General features: G+C 56.7%; 15 protein-coding genes. 14 read left to right on the top strand and 1 reads right to left on the bottom strand.

The window, feature by feature from the left end:
- Positions 1-14: 14 nt before the first annotated feature.
- The 14 genes from ACFFSY_RS19215 to ACFFSY_RS19150 all read left to right on the top strand — a co-directional run bounded on the left by ACFFSY_RS19215 (position 15) and on the right by ACFFSY_RS19150 (position 19,807).
- Positions 15-857, top strand: coding sequence for a helix-turn-helix transcriptional regulator (locus ACFFSY_RS19215; protein WP_377497007.1), 843 nt, complete (start codon positions 15-17; stop codon positions 855-857).
- 95 nt (positions 858-952) lie between these two features.
- Complete coding sequence (locus ACFFSY_RS19210) at positions 953-1,942, top strand: quinone oxidoreductase family protein (protein WP_377497005.1); 990 nt, start codon at positions 953-955, stop codon at positions 1,940-1,942.
- Positions 1,943-2,403: 461 nt separating this feature from the next.
- On the top strand, positions 2,404-4,152 hold the full coding sequence (locus ACFFSY_RS19205; protein WP_377497003.1) for an RNA polymerase sigma factor: 1,749 nt from the start codon (positions 2,404-2,406) through the stop codon (positions 4,150-4,152).
- 3 nt (positions 4,153-4,155) lie between these two features.
- The gene (locus tag ACFFSY_RS19200) at positions 4,156-5,292 is read left to right on the top strand and encodes an extracellular solute-binding protein (RefSeq protein ID WP_377497001.1); all 1,137 of its coding nucleotides are present in this window, start codon (positions 4,156-4,158) and stop codon (positions 5,290-5,292) included.
- Between the two features lie 16 nt (positions 5,293-5,308).
- Complete coding sequence (locus ACFFSY_RS19195; RefSeq protein ID WP_377496999.1) at positions 5,309-6,277, top strand: DNA polymerase beta superfamily protein; 969 nt, start codon at positions 5,309-5,311, stop codon at positions 6,275-6,277.
- A 188-nt stretch (positions 6,278-6,465) separates the two neighbouring features.
- A complete protein-coding gene (locus ACFFSY_RS19190) occupies positions 6,466-7,446 on the top strand; it encodes an aldo/keto reductase (protein ID WP_377496997.1) in 981 nt (326 codons plus the stop codon).
- Positions 7,447-7,828: 382 nt separating this feature from the next.
- On the top strand, positions 7,829-9,244 hold the full coding sequence (locus ACFFSY_RS19185) for an alpha-L-fucosidase (protein WP_377496995.1): 1,416 nt from the start codon (positions 7,829-7,831) through the stop codon (positions 9,242-9,244).
- A 66-nt stretch (positions 9,245-9,310) separates the two neighbouring features.
- Positions 9,311-11,542 (top strand): AraC family transcriptional regulator, encoded by a 2,232-nt coding sequence (locus ACFFSY_RS19180; RefSeq protein ID WP_377496993.1) that lies wholly within the window; start codon positions 9,311-9,313, stop codon positions 11,540-11,542.
- Between the two features lie 292 nt (positions 11,543-11,834).
- On the top strand, positions 11,835-12,740 hold the full coding sequence (locus tag ACFFSY_RS19175) for an ABC transporter permease (RefSeq protein WP_377496991.1): 906 nt from the start codon (positions 11,835-11,837) through the stop codon (positions 12,738-12,740).
- A 15-nt stretch (positions 12,741-12,755) separates the two neighbouring features.
- On the top strand, positions 12,756-13,655 hold the full coding sequence (locus ACFFSY_RS19170) for a carbohydrate ABC transporter permease (protein ID WP_377496990.1): 900 nt from the start codon (positions 12,756-12,758) through the stop codon (positions 13,653-13,655).
- Between the two features lie 308 nt (positions 13,656-13,963).
- A complete protein-coding gene (locus ACFFSY_RS19165; RefSeq protein WP_377496988.1) occupies positions 13,964-15,631 on the top strand; it encodes a type 2 periplasmic-binding domain-containing protein in 1,668 nt (555 codons plus the stop codon).
- 579 nt (positions 15,632-16,210) lie between these two features.
- Positions 16,211-17,173, top strand: a complete 963-nt coding sequence (locus tag ACFFSY_RS19160; RefSeq protein WP_377496986.1) for an ABC transporter permease — start codon at positions 16,211-16,213, stop codon at positions 17,171-17,173.
- A 15-nt stretch (positions 17,174-17,188) separates the two neighbouring features.
- Entirely contained in the window at positions 17,189-18,097 is a 909-nt protein-coding gene (locus ACFFSY_RS19155; protein ID WP_377496985.1) for a carbohydrate ABC transporter permease, read from the top strand.
- Positions 18,098-18,133: 36 nt separating this feature from the next.
- On the top strand, positions 18,134-19,807 hold the full coding sequence (locus tag ACFFSY_RS19150; RefSeq protein ID WP_377496983.1) for an extracellular solute-binding protein: 1,674 nt from the start codon (positions 18,134-18,136) through the stop codon (positions 19,805-19,807).
- A 78-nt stretch (positions 19,808-19,885) separates the two neighbouring features.
- Here ACFFSY_RS19150 and ACFFSY_RS19145 read toward each other — a convergent pair whose 3' ends face one another.
- Entirely contained in the window at positions 19,886-22,180 is a 2,295-nt protein-coding gene (locus tag ACFFSY_RS19145) for a helix-turn-helix domain-containing protein (protein ID WP_377496981.1), read from the bottom strand.
- Between the last annotated feature and the right edge of the window lie 63 nt (positions 22,181-22,243).

Here is a 22,243-nt window from a genome sequence, read left to right as displayed (position 1 = left end):
ATGGGAGTGGTTGAATGGCGTTAGACAATCAAAAGAACAAAATACTGGGGCAATTTCTGAAATCCCGACGCGAACGGTTGAATCCGGAGCGCATCGAGATGGCCAGCCGCTTCGGCAGACGCCGAACGCCGGGATTGCGAAGGGAAGAGGTCGCTCACTTGGCGGGCGTTAGCATCACCTGGTACACGTGGCTGGAGCAAGGCCGGGTTGCATTCGTGTCGCGGGAAGTGATCGACAGCGTCAGCAGAGCGCTGCAATTGACGGCCGAGGAGTATGCCCATCTGCTGCGGCTCGCGAATTATGAAGGGATAGCGGAAGCCGCTCCGGAGCCGGTGAATGTGAATCCCGAGCTGCATGCGCTGATCGGGCAGCTGGACTATCCGTCGATCATTGCCAATCATCGGACGGAGGTGTTGGCCTACAATCGGATGGCGACCGAGATTATCGCGGACTTCGACGCCATGCCTCCGCAAGAGCGCGTCATGACGCGGATTCTCTTTGCCGATCCGCGATTGAACGAGCAATTAGTGAACCGGGAAGAGATTCGCGACTATACGATCGGCGTCTTTCGCATGAATCATGATCAGAAGCCCGACGATCTCTGGTTCGACGCATTCGTTCGGGAGATGTGCCTGAAGAGCGTAGAGTTCGAGCAGAAATGGCGGCTGCACGACGTACAACAGAAGAAAGCGATGCTGTTCACGTTGGACCATCCAGGCGCGGGCTTGCTGCACTTTCAATTGAACTCGTTCTCGAATATTAACGGCAATCCGGATCTGCACTGCTGCATCTTCACGCCCGTCGCAGGGACCGATACCGCGCACAAACTCGCGGCAATGCAGCATTCCCCGCGTTAGCCTGTTAGTCTGGATACCTGCATAAACGCAAACTGGTTGCCTTCTTGGATGAACCCTATAATCAACTCATTCCCATCCACCAAGGAGGCTCCACTATGAAAGCCATTGTCATCGAACAACCGATCGGAACCGCAGGATTGAATTATCGCGAGGTGCCGGATCTTCAGCCCGTGCCGGGCATGCTTACCATCGACGTCGCCTATGCCGGCGTCGGATATTTCGAAGTGCTGCTAAGCCGCGGCGAATTCAACGCCGTCTTCCCGATGCCGCTAACGCCAGGCCTGGAAGTGTCGGGTTATGTACGCGCCATCGGGGAAGGCGTGGAAGGATTCTACATCGGTCAGCCCGTCGCCGCGATGACGCTCCATCAGATGAACGGGTACGCCTCCGTGGCGAATGTTCGGCCGGAACTTACCGTTGCGCTCGATCAATTAGGGGCAGATCTCGATTTGGCCACGGCGGCGGCCTCTATCGTCAATCTTACGACCGCGTATCTGGCCATCAGAGACGTCTACCGGTTGCGTGCAGGCGACGACGTTCTTGTTCATGCGGCAGTCGGCGGATTGGGCGGATTCTTGGGACAAGTGGCGAAGAGGCTGGGCGCCGGCAAGGTGCTCGGCACCGTCGGCAGCGCTGACAAAACGAAGCTGGCCTCAGCTTTCGGGTATGACGAATTGTTCCTCCGGTCTGAGTTCGTTGAGGAGACGCATCGCGCAACGGGCGGAGCCGGCGTGCATGCCGTCTTCGATCCGGTCGGTGGCGCGATGCGCGCGCAGAGCTTGGCCGTGCTTCGCCCGCTCGGAGAGCTCGTCGTCGTCGGCAATGCAAGCGGCGAAGAGGATGTGCCGCATTCGTTCAACGGCATTTGGTTATCCAATCGGAAGGTCGCGGGCTTCACCTTAGGCAGCCTAAGCGACAGCAATCCAGCCGAGACCGGGCAAGCCGCGAAGGAAGCGCTGAGCATGCTGGCCAGGAACGAAATTCATGCCCGGATCGATGGCGTCTATCCGCTGGAGGAAGCGGCCGCAGCGCTGGCGCGTCTGGAGGAAGGGAAGACGGTCGGCAAACTCGTCTTGCGCGTGTGAGGCACCTCCACGATCACGATGCAGCTTACGAGTAGCATCGCCGAAGAATCCGCCACTTTGGCGGATTTTTTCACTTAATACGAATACCACATGTTGGACCGCGTGATGGAGCTGCTGTCTGCCGATCTGCGCGTCCTTCGCGACATGATCAATACCCCGTGAGATCAAGACTGTGCGGGGAGTACTTGTCCGGCAAGACCGACAACCGTTGCCTATGATGCAGCGGTTGTTTTGTTGTTTACGACATTCAGTTTACATAATGCTGTATATGGTAATCAAATCTCGAGGTAGATACAGAAAAAGGAACTTCTGGGCGTCCATTGAATATATAAGGTGCAACTCACGCATGCGAACGAGGAAAAGACCTTCATGAAATTTTTTTCTATAAAAATGTTCAAATCGCTGGCCTGGCCGGCATCTCTAAGTCGGGCAACCAAAAATGCAAGCTGCGGGAGGCGCGCGTGAAGACGGAACTTATCGCGGTACGGGCAGAAGAACAGGACACTACGTTGGTGGAACGGGCGCAGCAGGGCGATACCGAAGCATTCGGCGAGCTTATCGATCGCTATCGGGGCCAAGCGCACGGATGGGCCGAGCGAATGACCGGAGATCCGCATCTGGCGGACGACATTGTGCAGGATGCGCTCATTCGCGCGTTCCTGCATGTCGGATCGCTGGCCGATACAAGCCGATTCCTGCCATGGTTCCATCGCATCGTGCGCAACCAGGCGAACATGCGAATGCGGCGCGGCGGTCCGTATGGCAAGGAGAAGCCGCTGTCGTCTTGGAAGAAGCCGGATACGGGCAGCGTGGATTGGGACAATCTCGACAGCATCCTCGGCCACTTGACGCGATCGGCTTCGATCGCCGCGCGGGCTGAACAAGACCCGGCTCATCAGCTGATGCGCAAGGAGCTGTACGAGACGATTCATGCGGTGCTCCATTGTCTGACGCGCAAGGAACGGAATATTTTCGAAGCGTATTTCTTCCGACAGCTGTCCCCGGAGGAAATCGCCGATCTGTTCCAAATGTCGGTCGGCTCTATATACACTTACCTTCATCGCACCCGCCGCAAGCTTCGCGACGAACGAATCCGCAGCTCGCTGGCTTTGCTGCCCGATAAGGAGGAGAGCCCATTGAGACGAAGCCGAATGCTTCATCTGCCGGATTGGCCGCCGCATACCGGAACAGCGGTGACATTGATCGATCGGATCGGCCATTGGCTGGCGGCGCTAGGCAACCAACGGGAGACGGATGAATTGATGGGGGTGTCGGGGTTCGCGTTCCGGATGAAAATTTCGGATAAGACGACATTCGCGGACGGGATCTACATTTACGATTGGCGGACAGAGATTACGTCGTTGCTGCGATCGCTCGGTTACGAATCGACCGTACTCTGCGGGCAGCTTGCCGCATCTCCTGTTCCGCTCCTGGCGGCGGCCGAGCGGTTCCCTGTTGTCCTGCCGATCGAAGAGGCGGTGCTGCCCTTCATTCGCCAATACATCGACCTCGGCAAGCCGGTGCTCTACTTCGATACGTCGGCCGCTAGACCCTTCGTTCACGAATGGTCGCTTATGTACGGCTATGACGACGATGCGCGGGAAGTCGCATTGACCGATGTAATGATAGCGGATGGGAAGCGGCTGTCCTACGATGAGCTGGCAGACAATCCGCTTCGTTTCCTCGTAGGCATTGACGGGATGGTAGAGCGGACAAGCGCAAAGACGAACCCGATCGTGGTCGACCCCAAAAGTCGCGCAGAGCTCGCAATGCGGGAAGCGGTGCGCTATTCACGCCACGGCTGTACCTACCGTCACGGAACGGTATACCTGTCTTATACCTCGGGACTTGCCGCGTACGACCGATGGATCGGCCATCTGACGACCGGTCATCCGAACCGGTACGGGATGGGACAGCTCGCCTATGTGTATGCGGATACGAGGCGCCATGCCGCTCGATACCTGCGAAGTCTTCCGCTGGGCGGCGAAGCGTTGCGGCTTGCGCTTCTGGCGTCCGAAGCGTACGAGCAAGCCGCAGCATCGCTCGGCGCCTTGAGCGCGGAAGTCCCTTTCGTCCGTACGACGGAGCTGCTGACGGAAGAAGCAAGGACCGCGTGTGCGTCTTGGCTTAAGGAGGCCAAAGAATTCGAGACGGCGGCAGTCGGATATTTGGAGAAAGCCATTATTGAACTTCATATTAAGGAGAGATGAACCGTGACCAAAACAATCATCCGTTATTTGACGCAATTCGAGCATATGCAGGATCTATTGGACGCAAAGGCGTCGTTCGAGCTGGCCAATCCCGGCGTAGAAGTCGTTATAGAGCAGGCCGCCGATAATTTCGAATCGCTGCGCGTGTTTAAGTCGGCGGAATGTCCGGATATTATGGATAGCGGCGGCTGGTATTTGTTCAACCAGAAGGGCCTATTCGCGGATCTGACGCCGTTCGTGGAGCAGGAACCCGGACTCGCTGATGATCTGCAGCCGGGCATCATGCGGGTGGCGCGCAAAGACGGCACGCTGCCAGGGCTGCCTCTCGACATCGCGCTGCCGCTCATGGTCATTAATACGGAGATGTTCGACAGAGCGGGGCTTCGTTATCCTACCGACGACTGGACGTGGGAAGAGATGATCGAGCTGGCTTCGAAGCTGACGATTCGCGGCGAGAACGGTATCGCGACGCAATTCGGGCTTGGCATCGGCCAAGATATCGAAGATTTAGAACCATTCATTATGAGGGGCGGCAAAGGCTACTTGTCGCCAGACGGCTCCACGACGAGAGGCTATGCCGACAGCGCGGAATCCATCGCGGCCATGCAGCGAATCATTGACGCCTTCCGCATTCACGAAGTGACGCGCAAACCAGGCGAACCATCCGAAGCGGGCGACCTGCACGAAGGGTTCGCGATCACCTTCGGCTATGCGTGGTATGTTGGCAATCTGATCCGACACGGACTGGATGAGAAGTTTCGGATTGTGGGATTGCCCCAGATGCCGAACGGGGTGAAAGCCAATATGATCTATATGGGCGCGGCCGGCATCACGACCAAATGTCCGCATCCCGAGCTGGCGTGGCAGTTCCTGAAGCATGCCGTGCTTGAACGGCCGGAGCGCTTCCGTCATGCCAATACGCTGCCGCTTACGAAATCTCTCGCGCGCGACGGCGGTATGGCGGAGCATCCGATCTGGTCGAAATATATAGCTGAATTGGATTACGTGCAGGCCAGCGGTTTTTATAGGAACGAGAAGTGGAATTCATCCAGACAGCTTATTAATGAGGAGATCAGCCGCATGATTCTGGATGGGGCCGACGTTGGCCAGACCATGCGTTCCTGGACCCGGTACACATAGGGAGGCAGAATGGAAGATGAGTAAATTCGATCAGATGACGGCGGCGGAGCTCCGGGACTATTTCGAGCCGCAGACGGTGCTGCGCACGATCACGGGATCGACCTCGTACGGGCTGAATACAGCGACCTCGGATGTGGACGAGAAGTCTGTCGTCATCCTGCCGAAACGGGATTATTACGTCCTATCGCAAGCGTTCGAGACGATCGTCACCCATGAGCCGGATCACGAATATCACGCGCTCAAGAAGTTCATGAATCTCGCCAATACGCAAAATCCGACGGTGCTCGAAATTCTGTTCACGAGTGAACGATTCGTCACCAAGATTACAAAGCAAGGCGAGGAGCTTCGCAGGCATCGCGATCTGTTCCTAAGCGCCGCCTGCTTCGATAGTTTCGGCGGTTACGCGCGCCAGCAGCTGATGCGGATCAAGAGCGGTCTTGGCCGCGCGACGATCGAGGACAACGTGAAGCATCTCACCGAGACGCTGGAGCGGATTATCCGGACGTTCGACCTGCATTATCCGGGGTATAAGGGCGGCGTCTTCCTTGTTCAGGGCGTGACGGTCGATGACGAAGGCAAGGCGGCGATCGATCTGACGGTCAACTACGACAGCCTGGAGCTGAAGCAGTTGGCCGGCATGACGGCCGAGCTGACGAACGCGAGCAAGAACTTCAACAAGATGGGGGCGCGCAATAAGCGTACAGAGGAGAAGCTCGAGAAACATGCGATGCATCTCGTCCGCTTGATGAAGATGGCGATCGAAGTGTTAGCCACGGGCCAGCTGAACGTGTTCCGCGAGAAGGACCGGGAAGAGCTGCTTCGCATCCGGCAGGGACACTATACGTGGGACGAAGTTTTCGAGATGGTCGCAGCGCTTGAAGCGGAGCTGCGCGCGGCTAAGGAGACGACCGTGCTGCCGAAGACAACCGATTACCGGAAGATTAACGAACTGTATACCGATCTGATGTTAGATTGGTATAGCTGAGCATACGTTCTTGAAGACGTATTCGAAGCAGTTGTATAACTTGGTTGGAGTGAAGCTCCGGGAAATCATATCTAAATCGCTTGACTTGGAGTTCACTCCAGGTGCGATAATACTAGCGTGTGCAAGGCATCGCCATCATCGCGAACGAATAGCGACTACATTTCACTCGGAAAGCGGGGAAAAGATCCATGGAATACATAAAACTCGGCAACACCGGTCTGGACGTCTCCCGGATATGCCTGGGCTGCATGAGCTTCGGCGACGTCGAGCGCTGGAATCATCCGTGGCTGCTCGATGAAGAGAACAGCCGTCCTTTGATTAAGAAGGCGCTGGATCTGGGGATCAACTTCTTCGATACGGCGAATATTTATTCGACCGGCGTCAGCGAGGAGATCGTCGGACGCGCGCTCAAGGATTACGCGAACCGCGACGAGGTCGTCATCGCGACTAAGGTGTTCTTCCGAATGAACCCGGGGCCCAATGGCGCGGGGCTGTCCCGCAAAGCAATCATGACCGAAATCGATAACAGCCTCAAGCGGCTTGGGACGGATTACGTGGATCTGTACCAAATTCACCGCTGGGATTACGGGACGCCGATCGAAGAGACGATGGAGGCGCTGCACGACGTCGTGAAATCCGGCAAAGCCCGGTACATCGGCGCGTCGGCCATGTACGCGTGGCAGTTCCAGAAGGCGCTGCACGTCGCGGAACGGCATGGATGGACCCGGTTCGTCGCGATGCAAAATCACCTCAACCTCATCTATCGCGAGGAGGAGCGGGAGATGATGCCGCTATGCAAGGAGGAGAAGATCGCCGTCATTCCGTATAGCCCGCTCGCGTCTGGCCGATTGGCGCGCGACTGGTCGGTCAGCACGCCGCGCTCCGAGACGGACCCTGCGCAGAAAATGAAATACGATGCGACGGCAGATATCGACCGCGTCATCGCCGACCGTGTGACCGCCATCGCTAAGCAGCGCGGCGTTACGCGCGCCCAAGTCTCGCTTGCTTGGCTGCTGCAGAAGGAACCCGTTACCGCGCCGATCATCGGCGCAACGAAGAACGTCCATATCGAAGAGGCGGTCTCGGCGCTTGAAGTGACGTTAACGCCTGAAGAAATCGCGTCGCTCGAAGAGCTGTACGTCCCGCATAAAGTAGTCGGCGCGCTGTAAGCATACCGGTCAGTATCGATCTTCTAAGCGATATCTCGGCTCGCATCCCGAGCGTTCATTACACGGCTTGTCAGAGCAGTCTCCATCACGGAGGCTGCTTTTTCTTGTGGGGGCAGGATGGGGAATGACGCGTTTTGAACAGATTAGTCAAAAAATACGAGCCTGGTCGCAAGCGATATCAATTTTAACATATTGCGCCGAAACGCTGATTCCGCATGATGTATGGAGGAGTAAGGCTTGCTCAGGGAAAAATGTGTAGTCGCGGAAAATCACACATTGAGCAGGACAGAGGCGCTCGTTATGCTCATGAAGAGCATAACCGCGCTATACGAACTGTCTGCGAAATTCGTTAACCGGCGATAACGGTCAAGGAGGAATAGCAATGAGTAAGACGATCACGGAACAAACGACAGCGCAAGAAGAGCAGCACCCTTCGCACGAAGTCGCGCAAGGCGTCCATAATTTCAGCAGCGAAACGGATTGGGTGAAACCGGAAGATCCGCTGCTGTTGGAGCGGCTGGAATGGTTCCAGGATCAGAAGCTGGCGCTCATGATGCATTGGGGGCCATACTCGCAGCTCGGACTGGTCGAATCCTGGGCGCTGAGCGATGAGGACGGCGATTGGTCGCGTAACGATATCGACTGGACGGACGACATGGAGACTTTCAAGCGGCAGTATTTCGACCTAAACAAGACGTTCAACCCGATCCGCTTCCAGCCGGATGCCTGGGCGAAGGCCGCAGCTGAAGGCGGATTCAAGTACTTGATCTTCACGACGAAGCATCATGACGGCTTCTGTATGTGGGATACGCATACGACGGACTACCGAATAACCGGTCCGGCGACGCCATTTCACGCGCATCGCTATGCCGATGTGTGCAAGAACCTGTTCGACGCGTTCCGGAACCAGGGGCTTGCCATCGCGGCATACTTCTCCAAAGCGGATTGGCATACGCCTTATTACTGGGCGCCGGGCATGGAGCGCGGCAATCATATGTGGCGCGGGCCTTCGTACGATCCGAAGGCGTATCCCTGGCTGTGGGAGCGCTTCGTGCAATTCACGCACGAGCAGATCATGGAGTTGATGACCCGTTACGGCCGTATCGACGTGCTGTGGTTGGATGCCGGCTGGGTCAATGCTGAACGGCGCGAACAAGACATCCGGCTGGGCGAGGTGATCGGACGCGCGCGCGAGATCCAGCCATGGCTGCTGTCAGCCGACCGTACGGTAGGCGGGCTATACGAGAATTACGTGACGCCGGAACAAACGATTCCCGATCGTCCGCTGCATGTGCCGTGGGAAAGCTGCATCACAATGGGCAGCTCGTTCTCGTTCGGGTACGGCGAACGGTATAAATCAGCCCGCCAGCTGGTACATATTCTACTAGAGGTCGTAGCCAAAGGCGGCAATCTGGCGCTCAATGTCGGACCGCAGCCGGACGGACGTTTGCCCGCGGAAGCGCTGCAGCGGATGAAGGAACTCGGGAGCTGGATGAGCCGCTTCGGTGAATCGGTATACGGAACGCGAATTTGCGAGCCGTATTTTACCCAATCCTGTGCTTTTACCCGCAAAGGCGATACGGTATACGGTTCGTATTTGTACCCAAGCGAGGATACGCCGGTGCCGGATTATGTGCCGCTCCCTTATACAGGGCCGGTTACAACGGTGGGATTGGTCGGACAGGAGGGCAAGCTCGACTTCACGCGTACGGAGGACGGACTTCTCGTGAAGCTGCCCCTTGGGGAGAGAACAGGGAAAACGCCGATCGCGCACGTGTTTCGTTTGACATCCGGATAGAACTTCGCGGCATCCTTCGTTCGTCGGCCAGATCATGATGCGAGAGCGTGCAAAGGGAGGCGTCGTATGCCTAAAATTTGGTTTCGCAAACTGCTTCTATCCTACCTCCCCGTGTTTTTCGTCGTGACGACGATCTTGTTCGTCGTGTTCTTCCAGACGTTGAACGAGCAGACCCGCAAAGACGCGATCAAGGCTAATGCGTTCCTGGCCCAGCAAGCCGTCTCCTATGTGGATGGCTCGCTGAAATCCGTCAGCTATCAAGTGATCAACGACATTCTGACCAAGCCGGTCGTGGGCAAGTTCTTCGATGTCAACAAAGCCGGCGTCTACGATAACATTCAGGCGATCAACGTGATGGATGATTTGAAACTCGCCTATCCGTTGATCGAGTCCGCGTATTTCGTGCGGCTGGCGGACGGATTCGTCCTCGGAGACGGTTCAGGCAAGCTGGACGAATTCCCGGACAAGCCGCTAATCGAGCGTTACTCGCGTCAAGAAGCGTCTTCCAAATGGACGGGCGGACGAATGTACCAGGCCTATCCCGATGTCGAAGGCGCGCGCGTCATTACGCTCGTCCAATCCGTTCCCTACTATGCGAGCAAGGCGAAAGGCTATTATGTCGTGAACGTTAGCTTGGCGAAACTCGGACAGTCGCTCGCGAACATGTACAACGCCGAATCGAGCTATGTCCGGATCACCGACGGAACAGGCCGCGAATTGTTCGGAGCCACCGGCGATAGCCGGACGAGGGAAAGGTTGTCGCGTTATATCTCGCCCTATACGGGATGGCAGGTCGAGAGCGGTTCCATCGAGAAGGGATTGCTCCGGCTCACAATGGACGTCTACGGCATCTGGTTCACGATGGCATGCGTCGCGGTGCTGCTCGGCATTCTCTGGGTCGTATACGTTACCAAGCGGAATTATCGGCCAATCGAGCAAATCGTATCGCTCATTCAGACGAGTTCGCTCGTTCAATCCGGCGAGCAGGCTGGGGCCGGTCGCAAAGCCCGAGGCGAGATCGGCTTTATCCACAGCGCGCTGACGCAGCTCATGGACGAGACGCGGAAGGTGCAGCGGCAGAATTCGGAGCATGCGATCATGCGTCGAAGGCAGCGCTTCCAAGAGGCGCTGGAAGGCGACGCTTTGATCCCGGAGAAAGAATGGATCGCGGAGCTCGCCGCGCATCACTTGGATACCGAGGGTGCGAAGGCTTGCGTTCTCGTCATGGAGATCGACCGCTACGGCGCTTTCTTCGTAGCCAATACGCGTCAGGACCAGTCGATCTATAAGTTTCTGCTTGCCAGCATTATGCAGGAGATGGCGCAGCAGCATCAGGCGGCGTTCTGGGCGGAATGGATGTCGGAACGTCGACTCTCGGCCATTCTATGGGTGCCCAAGGATCGGTGCATCAAGGGAATGCAGCGCTTGATCGCGGAATCGGTCGCGGAGTGGGTGAATCAGAACCTGAGCTTTACCGTGACAATCGGCCATGACGGCGAAGCAGAATCCTTGGAAGAGATCCGCACCGCGTATAAGACCGCCGGTCAATTGCTTTCGTACAAAGCAGTGCTGGGTACGGGACGGGCGATTCAGGCGGAGGCGGCAGGGCGATCGCAGGCGGGCATGACCGAATTTTATGCGACGATTCAGGCGTTCGCGCTGGCCTTTCGGTCATCGGATCCATGCTGGAGCCGGCATCTCGGCCAGTTGTTCCGGCAGATTCGGGAGTCGGTCTGCTCCCGCAAGGAGCTCGAGAGTCTCCTTCACTTTCAGCGGCATGAGCTCGATCGCGCCTTCCGGGAGTTGTCCAAGGAATATCGGAACGTCTGGCTGGAGACGGAGAGCGGGCTGCTCGAAATCGAGAAGCAGTGGGAGACGGTCGATGAGCTGGAAGAGGCGTGCAGGCGGACGTACGAATCGGGGGCGGCATCGATGCGGCTGCTTCGGGATTCGCATCGCAGCCGCGGCGTCATTATGGAGATTCGCAGCTTCATCGAAGCGAACTATGCGAATCCGGAGCTGTCCCTCGACATGCTGAGCGATCAATTCGCGCTTAACGCCAAGAGCATCAGCAAGCTGTTCAAGGAAGAATTCGGCGAGAACTTCGTCGACTTTCTGATCGGACTGCGCATTCAGAACGCCAAGCGCTGGTTGCTGGAGACGGAGACGCCGCTTCAGCAGATCAGCCAGGACGTCGGGTACTTCAACTACAATTCCTTTAACCGGGCGTTCAAAAACAACGTCGGCGTCTCGCCGAGCGATTACCGCAGACAGTCTGCCGCGATCCATACGGTTTAAGCCACCAATCCTTAAGCACGGCCGGAGATTCCCGCCGACGCTTGAGGATTTTTTTTTCGTTGCGAATTACGCGAAGTTCAAGGAATTAGGCGGAGTTGGACAGGCAGGAGCGTCAGAACGGCGTTGTTCAAGGGCTGGCGAAAATTACATAGCGGACGAATCTTACAAATTGATGGCGCTGCGGCCGGCGAGCTAGGATGAATTTACGAAATCGTTATAGAGCCGGGCCGCTGCGGTTCGGCGCAAGGGAGCAAGGGAAAACCAATTTAGCTTGGATAAAGGGGATCTGCCTATGGAGAAAGTCTGGATTAATTTCCGAAGGAGCTGGGAGTTGTACGCGCTCGTGCTGCTGCCCGTGCTCTATCTGCTCGTCTTCAAATACATCCCGATGTTCGGCGTGCAGATTGCTTTCAAAGATTTCAACGTCGTCAAAGGGATCTGGGGCAGCGAATGGGTCGGCTTCAAACATTTCGAGACGTTCTTCCATTCGCCGAACTTCTGGCTGCTCATCCAGAATACGATCGGCATCAGCTTCTACTCGCTGCTCGCCGGATTTCCCGTCCCGATTCTGCTCGCCTTGGCGCTCAATGAAGTGCGGACGGGGCTCTTCAAACGATCGGTCCAGATGGTGACGTACGCGCCGCATTTCATCTCGACCGTCGTCATGGTGTCCATCATCATTCTCATGCTGACCCCGCACGTCGGCGTCGTGGAGCGGCTGCTCGGGTTCTTCGGACTTCCGTCGACCAACTTCATGGGCATCCCCGAATATTTCAAATCGATCTACGTCTGGTCCGGCGTCTGGCAGGAGATGGGCTATGCGTCGATCATCTACATCGCCGCGCTCGCCGGGGTCGATCCGTCGCTCTATGAAGCGGCGCGCATGGACGGGGCGTCCCGCTTGCAGAAAATCATCCATATCGATCTCCCGGCGCTCGTGCCGGTCACGGTCATCATGCTGATCTTAAGTCTTGGCAGCGTGATGGGCGTCGGCTTCGAGAAAATCTATCTGATGCAAAACCCGCTCAATGTCAGCGCGTCCGAAGTCATCTCGACCTACGTGTACAAAGTCGGTCTGCTGGGCGCCAACTTCAGCTTCTCTTCGGCGGTCGGCCTCTTCAACTCGGTCATCAATCTCATCCTGCTGCTGACCGTTAATTTCATCGCGCGCCGCGTCTCGCAGACGAGTCTATGGTAGAAGGAGAGGAGGACGATGTTTAATCGCAACCGCATTCGAGAACCGCTGGGCGACCGCATCCTGCTGCTCGTTATCTACGTGCTGCTCACCGCGCTTATGCTCACCGTGCTCTATCCGCTGCTGTACATCTTCAGCTCCTCGCTCAGCTCGCCGAAGGCGGTCGTCTCCGGACAAGTGTGGCTGCTGCCGGTCGAGCTGTCGTTCAAGGCGTACGCCTCCATCTTCAATAGCTCGCAGCTTATGCTCGGCTATTACAACAGCATCGTGTACACCGTCATCGGCACGCTCATCAATGTCGCGTTCACGGTACTCCTCGCGTTCCCGTTATCGCAACGAGGATTCGGCGCGCGTCACGTCGTCATGGTGCTCATGATCATCACCATGTTCTTCGATGGCGGTCTCATCCCGACGTACCTGCTCGTCAAGGAGCTGCACATGCTCGACACGAGGTGGGCGCTCTGGCTGCCTGGCGCGCTGTCGGTGTTCCAGGTCATTATCGCCCGGACGTTCTTCCAGACATCGATTCCGCTGGAGCTGCAGGAGGCAGCCAAAATGGACGGCTGCCGCGATACGCGTTACTTAGTCAGCATCGTGCTTCCGCTCTCCAAGCCGATTCTCGCCGTCATGACGCTCATGTATGCGGTCGGCCACTGGAACGCTTATTTCGACGCTCTCATTTATTTGCGCTCGGAGTCGCTCTTCCCGCTGCAGTATGTGCTGCGCAACGTGCTTATTCTGAACGCGGCCGATCCGGAGATGCTCGCCAACACGGCGACTCGGCTTCGCGACCAAGGCTTCGAGCAGGTGCTCAAGTACGCGCTGATCGTCGTCGCGTGCGTCCCGGTGCTTATTTTGTATCCGTTCGTGCAGAAGCATTTCGTGAAAGGCGTCATGATAGGGTCGCTCAAAGGCTAGCTTTATTATTCTTTAGAACCAAACGGGTAAATTGCTCCGCAAGTGAGATGATTTCCGATCGCTGTTGTTCATGAATCCCTTTGATTAGATTGAAATAGGGGTTGGGATTCGTTCACAAAGGCGAACGCTGCGCTTCTTCAATTCATCTCCCTTTCTCCGCACGCCCGTTCGCTACTAAAGTCAACTTGCAAGCAGCCTTCTCGCTCTGGAAAGGGGGGATGCCCGCCATGCTCTAGGTTGCCGAATATCGGCAACGAAGTTAGTTGGTCTAAGCAATTCCGGGGTGAACACATTGAGGAGGGGTCCGGGTGAAAACACGTTGGAGTTCGTTGTTCACGATCATTACGATCATGAGCATGCTGCTTGCGGCTTGTTCTAGTGGAAATGAAGAGAAGGGCGGGAATCAAGGGGAAGGCGGGGCGCCGACGGGCGAGGCGGCGACCGAACCTGCCGAAGCGGGTCCGGTGAAGCTGACCTTCTTCGCGCCGCAGGGGAAAGCGCCGCTGGAGGACAATGACTATACGAAGCTCGTCGAGGAGAAATTCAAGGTCAGCCTCAAATGGGATTTGGCGCCGGCGGACGCCTTGGTCGACCGCAGGCAGCTGCTGCTGGCGAGCGGCGATTATCCGGAAGTATTCCTCGAGGGCAAATTCTCGAACGCCGATCTGGTTACTTATGGCAAGCAGGGCGTGCTTATTCCGCTGAACGACCTGATTGAAAAGCATGCGCCGAACATTAAAGCCATGATGGAGAAGAAGCCGTACTTCAAGGAAGCGATGGTCGCTCCGGACGGCAATATATACGGCATTCCGCGCCTGAACGAATGCTATCACTGTACGCATGCCCAGAAGTATTGGATCAACAAGGAATGGCTCGATAAGCTGGGGCTGGCCGTGCCGACGACGACGGATGAATTGTATGCGGCGCTGAAGGCGTTCAAGACGCAGGACCCGAACGGCAACGGCAAGGCCGACGAAATTCCGCTGACGGGCGCGCCGGACAAATATGTCTGGAACGGGAATATCGACGCCTATCTGATGAACGCCTTCATCTACAACGATAACAGCAAATATTTGACGATGGCGGATGGCAAGGTCGATTTCGCCGCCAACAAGCCGGCATGGAAGGATGGCTTGGCGTACATGCACAAGCTGTATGCGGAAGGGCTGATCGATCCGGCTTCGTTCACGCAGAACGACCAGGCGGTCGGCCAGCTCGGCAAACGCGAGGGCGCCGAGATCGTCGGGTCGATAACGACCGCGCTGCTTAGCTACCTGGTCGATACGTACGACGACAACAACGAGCGTCAGAAGCATTGGGTCATCGTGCCGCCGCTCAAGGGGCCGAGCGGCGTCCAGCTGGCCGGCACCTCCCTCGGTCTGGGCGAATTCGCCTTCGCGATCACGAACAAAGCAAGCGTTGCGCAGCAGATCGCAGCCATACAAATCGCCGACTATGCGTTCTCCGAGGAAGGGGCGCTGTACAGCGAGTACGGTCCGCTCGAAGGCGTCGGCTGGAACAAAGCGGGCGCCGATGAGAAGAACGTCGGCGGCCAGCCCGCCAAATACACGTTCGAGAACCTGCAGCCGCAGGACGAGAACGTCGTGCGCAACGACAGCTGGTCGCTGCTCGGGCCGAAGGATCTGTCCAAGGAATTCCGCGATTTGTTCGCGACGAACCAGGACCCGCTGAGTGGCAAAGGGTACGAGAAACGACTGGCCGAGGCGACAAGCACGTTCGCCCCGTACGCGCCGAAAGAAATCTATCCATCCACTGCTTATATTCGCCCGGAGGATTCGGATGCGGCGGCGCAGCTGACGACATCGATCAAAGATTATGTCATGTCCAACATGGCGCAGTTCATCATCGGCGACAAAGACATCGAGAAGGATTGGGATGCTTACGTCAAAGGCTTCGACGGACTCAATCTCGCGAAGTATATCGAGATCTATCAAGCGGCGATCGAGAAGCAATAGAGCGCAACCGTCTACCGCATGCGCTACCAGATTGAATCGGCCGCGAACGAAGACGAAGTTGAGGCGCGGACAGAAGACCGGGGCATCGTCCCCGGTCTTCTTCATGCTTGTCCGCACCGAGAAACGCCATCCGGCGCGCGTTGCCATCGCGGTACGCGGTGCTCGGTCACACGCCAGCGGTCAAACCTTGCTGCAGTTTCAACGGTCGCTGTTTTCATGGAATGCATCTTCGGATCCACAAGAGGCCTATCGTCGCATATGTCAAATTCACAACCGCATACCTGACATATAATTCGCTTTAACCTACTATTGATAACGCATAAACTGTCGCATACCTTACGTTGTCATTTTTGCCCATCGAGCATGCCGTTGCCTGTACGGCGCAAAAATAACACACGTTGCGATTGTCATTTTAACGCGTATATCACGCTAACCACGTGGAGTTAAGCGGTTTCATAACGTATCGAAAATGACATATTTACCGGTCGAACGCGGTCGGCTAATGTTATAAATGTAAACGTCAGACAAGTTTACACGGCAATCTTGAGTTCATGACCAACAGAAGAAAGGAGTGATCCGATGCCGAATACGAATGCGGCCGCAAGCAGCGTCGCCTTATCGAGTCCGGCGAAGAGAAGGAAGGGGATCGGGAGGAAGATCGTACGCAACTGGGAGCTGTATTTGTTTATCGCCCCTGCGTTTTTCTACTTTCTCATTTTCTCGTACGGCCCGATGTACGGCATCCAGATTGCGTTTAAGAGCTACATCCCGACGAAGGGGATATTCGGAAGTCCGTGGGTCGGCTTCGATCATTTCGTCCGGTTCTTCCATTCGTATTACTTCTGGGATTTGATCTGGAATACGCTGAGCATCAGCTTGTACGAGCTGGCCGTCGGGTTCCCGATCCCGATCATCCTGGCGCTCGCCTTCAACGAAGTGCGGAACGGCTTCTTCAAGAAGCTCGCCCAGACGGTAACGTACGCGCCGCACTTCATCTCCGTCGTCGTCATGGCCGGGATGATCATCTCGTTCCTGTCGCCCTCGACGGGCATCCTCGTCCGGATGATCGAATGGCTTGGGTTCGCGGCGCCCGATCTATTGACCGATCCGAAATGGTTCAAGACGATGTATGTGCTGTCGGGCGTGTGGCAGAGCGCAGGATGGGGGACGATCATCTATCTCGCGGCGCTGGCCGGCGTCGATCCCGGATTGCATGAAGCTGCGATCATCGACGGCGCCTCTCGATTCCAGCGCGTGCGTCATATCAACATTCCGACGCTGCTTCCGACGATGACGATCCTGCTCATTCTGAACATGGGCAGCTTGTTCGGTGTCGGGTTCGAGAAAATCCTGCTGCTGCAAAACCCGCTCAACATGAGCAGCTCGGACGTCATCTCGACGTATGTGTACCGATCGGGCCTGGTCGATGCCCAGTACAGCTTCTCGACGGCAATCGGCTTGTTCAACTCGGTCATCAACGCGATTCTGCTCGTCGTCGTCAACCAGATCGTTCGCAGAACGAGCGAGAACAGCCTGTGGTAAGGAGGAGGGACGCGCATGCTGTCCGGCGTTAGAGAAACCAAACGAGATAAGCTCTTTCTGCTTTGCAATACCCTATACGTGCTCATCGCCTTCTTGATCGTGTTCTATCCGGTCGTGTATATGGTGAGCGCCTCGATCAGCAATCCGAAGCTGGTCGCTTCCGGCGACATGTGGCTGTGGCCAAGGGACATCACGTTCGATGGGTACAAAAGGGTTTTCGCCAATTCGAATATATGGGTGGGTTATACCAACACGCTGATCTACACCATAGTCGGCACGGCCATTAACTTGCTCGTCACGCTCCCAGCGGCATACGCGCTTAGCCGGAAGGATTTCGTCGGGCGTCACTTCTTCACGGGGATGTTCATGGTGACGATGTTCTTCGGCGGCGGTCTCGTACCGACCTACCTGCTCGTGAAGCAGCTGGGCATGATCAATACGATGTGGGCGATCGTGATTCCTTCCGCCGCTTCGATCTGGAACATCATCGTCTCGCGGACCTTCTTCCAGAGCTCCATTCCAAGAGAGCTGCAAGAGGCTGCCGTGATCGATGGAGCTTCCAATATGAAGCTGTTCCTCCGGATCGTGCTGCCGCTGTCGATGCCGATCATCGCCGTCATGGCGCTGTTCTACGGCGTCGGCAACTGGAACAGCTACTTCTCGGCGCTCATCTACCTGAACGATGCCGCCAAATATCCGCTGCAGCTCGTGCTGCGCCAAATTCTCGTGCTTCAAGAGATGGGCGCCCAAGGCGGAGGGGCGATCGACGCTTCCACGGCGGCCGCCATGAACACGAAGGCGGAGATCGCGGCGCTCGTCCGCTATGCGGTCATTATCGTCGCGACGCTGCCCGTCATCTTGATCTATCCATTCCTTCAGCGTTACTTCGTACAGGGTGTTATGATTGGTTCTATTAAGGGCTGATCGTTGCCATAAATCAATGACTAGGGGGAGATTCGTATGAAACAGCTTCGCAAAGCTTCATTCGTCCTGCTCTGCGTGACCCTGACCGCATCCGTGCTCGCGGCTTGCAGCTCGTCCAACGAGACAGGGAACAAGGCCGGCTCCGGTACGTCGAACGCGCCAGATTCGGCAGGTACGTCCAATTCTGCAGGCACGTCCGATTCGGCGGGCGAGGCGGATGCGAAAGGGGTCAACAAAGAAGGCTTCCCGATCGTGGATAAGCCGATCACGCTGACGATGATGTCGCAAGATGCAGGGGTCGCGGATTGGAACAGCATGCTCGTCCTGCAAGAGATGGAGAAGAAGAGCGGCATCAAGTTCAACTATCAGCTGGCGCCGATCGATAGCTTCGCCTCGAAGAAGAACCTCGTGTTCGCCAGCGGCGACCTGCCCGACGTCTTCTATGCGGCCGACCTGACGCCTGCCGAGCAGGTTACTTATGGGACGCAAGGCGGTCTCATTCCGCTTGAGAAATATATCGACGAAGGTTATGCCCCGAACATCAAAAAGCTGTTCGACGAGAACCCGGACGTGCGCAAGTCGTTCACGACGCCGGACGGCCATATGTATGCGCTTCCTTTCGTCGATCTCTCGGCCGTCTGGTATCGCAGCCCGATGTGGTATAACGGGAAGTTCCTCAAGGCGCTGAACGTCACCCAACTGCCGCAGACGACCGATGATTTGTACGCCTACCTGAAACGCGTCAAGACGGAGGATCCGAACGGCAACGGCAAACCGGACGAAATCCCGCTCACTTCCGTCAAGCTCGACGATCTGCGCATGTTCTTCTTCGGCTTCTGGGGCATGTACGACGAGACCATCTATGCGGACAAAGACGGCAAGGTGCATTATTCGCCGCAGGAGGAGGGCTACAAAGGGTACTTGACGTTCATGAACAAGCTGTGGAATGAAGAGCTGCTCGACCACGAGACGTTCTCGCAGACGTCCGACCAGAAGAAGGCGAAGGGGCAGAACAATCAGATCGCGCTGTTCAACGACTACTTCCCATACTTTACGCTGGGTGGCGAGCCTAGCGGAGACAATCCGCTCATGACGCCGGTCAAGAGCGAGATCGAAGGGACGCCGGTATACGGCAAGCACCCGGGCATGTCGGCCAACGGCACCTTCGCGATCTCGAGCAAGAACCCCGCGCCGGAAGCGACGATGCGATGGATCGATTACCTGTATAGCTACGAAGGCGCGACGTTCTTCAACCAAGGACCGGAGAACACGCTTTGGAAATACACGAACCCGGACACCCATGAGAAGGAATGGCTGCCCGTCCCAGGCGGCGGGGACCGCGAAGAATATCGCGGCACGATCACGCCGAACTTCGGCATTCTGACGCCGGGCGTCAATACGGGCGAGCTGGCCAAAGGGCTGCGCAGCGAGTTCGACGACTGGATCGACAAGGAGACGCAGGAGAAGCTGGCTCCGATCGGCAAAGCGCCGTTCCCGAACGTCTATCTGACCAACGACGAGCAGACCGAGGCAACCGCTTTGCTGTCCGATCTGGATACCTACGTGCTGCAGATGGAAGCCAAGTTCGTCACGGGACAAGAGCCGCTCGCGAACTGGGATAAGTATGTCGCGCAGGTGAAGCAAATGGGCAGCGACCGGATCGCCGAGCTGTATCAAGGCGCCTACGACCGCTGGAACACGGGCAAATAACAAGCGCCAAACGCATGACGAATAGCCAGCCGTCCGGATGCAACACCGATGCGGCTGGCTTTTGTCGATGACGCAAAATTAAGCTTCCTCCAGTTCATCGCCGGCATCCGACGTACCGTGCGGGGCGAACTGCTTCCGGTATTGTCCCGGGGTTAGGCCGGTCTCCTTCTTGAACTTGCGGATGAAATTCGGCGTGTCCACATAACCGACCTTCACGATAATGTCCTTGAGCGGTTCGCTCGTCGTCTCCAGCCGGTGCTTCACCTGCTCCATTCGCTTATGCCACACGTAGTGGACGAAATTGACGCCGCGCTTCTCCTTGAACGAGCGGCTGACATGGGAAGGCGAGATGCCGAACTCAAGCGCGACGGACTCGAGACTCAAGTTCATATCGGCGTAATTCGCATCGATGTAGGCCGCAATCCGGTCGATAACGGATTGTTCTTCCTTCTGAAGATGCTTCTCGACTTGGCTGCAAATTTGCGCGGCCAGATGCAGCAGCGCTCGCTCCAGCTCCTCCGGCGAAGGGCTGCGCATCAGATTCGGCGGAATTTCCTGCGCGATCCGGTGAAATCCAAGCTCCGAAGCCGTCTTCAGAATCGTGTTCAGCAGATCGAAGGAGATGCAGCGCTTCAGCAGCGCCGAGATCTCCGCCGACTGCATGTCGGCAACGGCGGTCTGAATGATGTGGGAAGTGACGTCGTAGCTGCCGAGCTTCAAGCTTTGCGACAGCTTCAGCAGCAGGCTCCCCGGAATCCAGAACGCTTGATCCGGCGCGTGCGACAGCTTCTCGAAATACGTAATCGCGGCTTGACCCGGCTCTTGGCGCAGCTCGAACGCCGAGCAGGCCTCGATGAACGATTGATTGATCTGATCGGGACTGGCGTATCCGGTGCCGACCCCCATGATCGGTACCATGTCGAACGATGCCTGCAAGCGGTAGAGCACGGCTTCGGCAATCTGCCGAAGATGCGCGAACTCGTCTGCGCCTGGGCTCGGATCGTAGCTGACGATGAGTCCGAGCTGATCCAGCTGCGGCAGCTCGACGCCGTAACCGTGCGCGGAGAGGTCGGGAAGCTCGAGCTGGTCGAGGAGCTTCGTCAACTGCCTGCGCGTCCGGATCCGATCCGTATCTTCTGACGCCCAGCCGATGACTAACACGACATGGCGATCCCGTTCGAAACGAAGATTGAACGCCTCTTGAAGCTCCGGGGTCAGACTTTGCGCATGACCGTGCTTGAGCAGCAGGGACAGTACGTGATTGCGGGCGAACGGCTCCTGCAGATCGACTCGCGAACTGTACTCCCGCAGCGCGCTGCCGATACGGTCCAGCTCGTTGCCCGGTGACGTTCTTGCGGCCTCGGCCTCGCGATTGGACTTGGATTTGGAGGCTGCCAGATCCACCAGCTTCGAGATCGGCACGTACTGCATGCGGGCCATGAAGAGCGCGATCCCGATGCCGGCGATGACGACAAGGGTGAAGAGCATAAGGATGATGCTGCGTACGTGCACCACGCTGCCGAAGAATTGCGCGCTTGGCATCGCGGTCATATAAGTCCAGCCGTTCTTATCGGATTTCACCGTCACGATCGAATGGTCTTTGCCGTTCAAGCTGCGTTCGTCGATCCCCGGCGATAGGTTTCGGAAGAGCACAGCAGCCTCGTCCGCGGCCAACGCTTCGCCCTGATGATTGTCGATCAGCACGCGGCCTTCGTTATCGAGGATGTAGGTCAGGCCTTGATAGTTGCCGAGAATCGAGTCGATCAGGCTCGCAAGCTCCTCTTCTTGGATCAAATACATGACCGTGCCGTGGGGATTCGGGTTGTTCGGCGTAATCGGATTGAGATAAGCGAGCATCGATTCCTGCCGACCATTCGGCTTGCTTACAATATCGGCAGGGCGCATCGTCGGGTATTTAACACTGTTCAGATTCTCGAACAGCGTATCCTTATCCCAATTCCGGAAGCTGGTATGATGGGCGAACACCTCGTAATCGTTCAAGCCTTGGCTTGAGTAGATTTTCTCGTCCTTATGAAAATACAAGTAGATTTCGCCGATGATGGAGCTGGTCGCCTTGTATTGATCCAAGGCGGCAATGGCTTCTCCGCTGGTGATCGGATCGTGCACCCGATACGGCGTAAGCCGTTTGTCGTAAGAGATGCGGGAGGCGATCTCGCCGAGCTCCTTCATCCGGCCGTCGATGATGACCTTGGCCTGCGTCAATTGGGCAAGCCGGGATTGTTCGATTTCGGAGCGTAAATTCGAGACGGCATTGTGATAGATGAGAACGGTCAGACAGATGAGAGGAAGAAGCAAAATAAACAGGTAGGAGCCCATATACTTGAGGAATAGCTTCGATCTAAAGTAGGTCATTCTTCTTCAGCCTGCCTCCTTATTCGAACCTAAGCGTTCAGCTTGTTTACATGATAGCAACAA

The sequence above is a fragment of the Paenibacillus aurantiacus genome (genome assembly GCF_042431225.1).
In the GTDB taxonomy this organism is placed as follows: domain Bacteria; phylum Bacillota; class Bacilli; order Paenibacillales; family Paenibacillaceae; genus Paenibacillus_Z; species Paenibacillus_Z aurantiacus.
This window is presented reverse-complemented; position numbering and strand designations above follow the sequence as displayed.

Coding starts and splice junctions, on each gene's coding strand:
- ACFFSY_RS19215 (WP_377497007.1), top strand. CDS start 15: ATGGCGTTAGACAATCAAAAGAACAAAATACTGGGGCAATTTCTGAAA.
- ACFFSY_RS19185 (WP_377496995.1), top strand. CDS start 7,829: ATGAGTAAGACGATCACGGAACAAACGACAGCGCAAGAAGAGCAGCAC.
- ACFFSY_RS19180 (WP_377496993.1), top strand. CDS start 9,311: ATGCCTAAAATTTGGTTTCGCAAACTGCTTCTATCCTACCTCCCCGTG.
- ACFFSY_RS19195 (WP_377496999.1), top strand. CDS start 5,309: ATGAGTAAATTCGATCAGATGACGGCGGCGGAGCTCCGGGACTATTTC.
- ACFFSY_RS19145 (WP_377496981.1), bottom strand. CDS start 22,180: ATGACCTACTTTAGATCGAAGCTATTCCTCAAGTATATGGGCTCCTAC.
- ACFFSY_RS19210 (WP_377497005.1), top strand. CDS start 953: ATGAAAGCCATTGTCATCGAACAACCGATCGGAACCGCAGGATTGAAT.
- ACFFSY_RS19155 (WP_377496985.1), top strand. CDS start 17,189: ATGCTGTCCGGCGTTAGAGAAACCAAACGAGATAAGCTCTTTCTGCTT.
- ACFFSY_RS19175 (WP_377496991.1), top strand. CDS start 11,835: ATGGAGAAAGTCTGGATTAATTTCCGAAGGAGCTGGGAGTTGTACGCG.
- ACFFSY_RS19160 (WP_377496986.1), top strand. CDS start 16,211: ATGCCGAATACGAATGCGGCCGCAAGCAGCGTCGCCTTATCGAGTCCG.
- ACFFSY_RS19190 (WP_377496997.1), top strand. CDS start 6,466: ATGGAATACATAAAACTCGGCAACACCGGTCTGGACGTCTCCCGGATA.
- ACFFSY_RS19170 (WP_377496990.1), top strand. CDS start 12,756: ATGTTTAATCGCAACCGCATTCGAGAACCGCTGGGCGACCGCATCCTG.
- ACFFSY_RS19150 (WP_377496983.1), top strand. CDS start 18,134: ATGAAACAGCTTCGCAAAGCTTCATTCGTCCTGCTCTGCGTGACCCTG.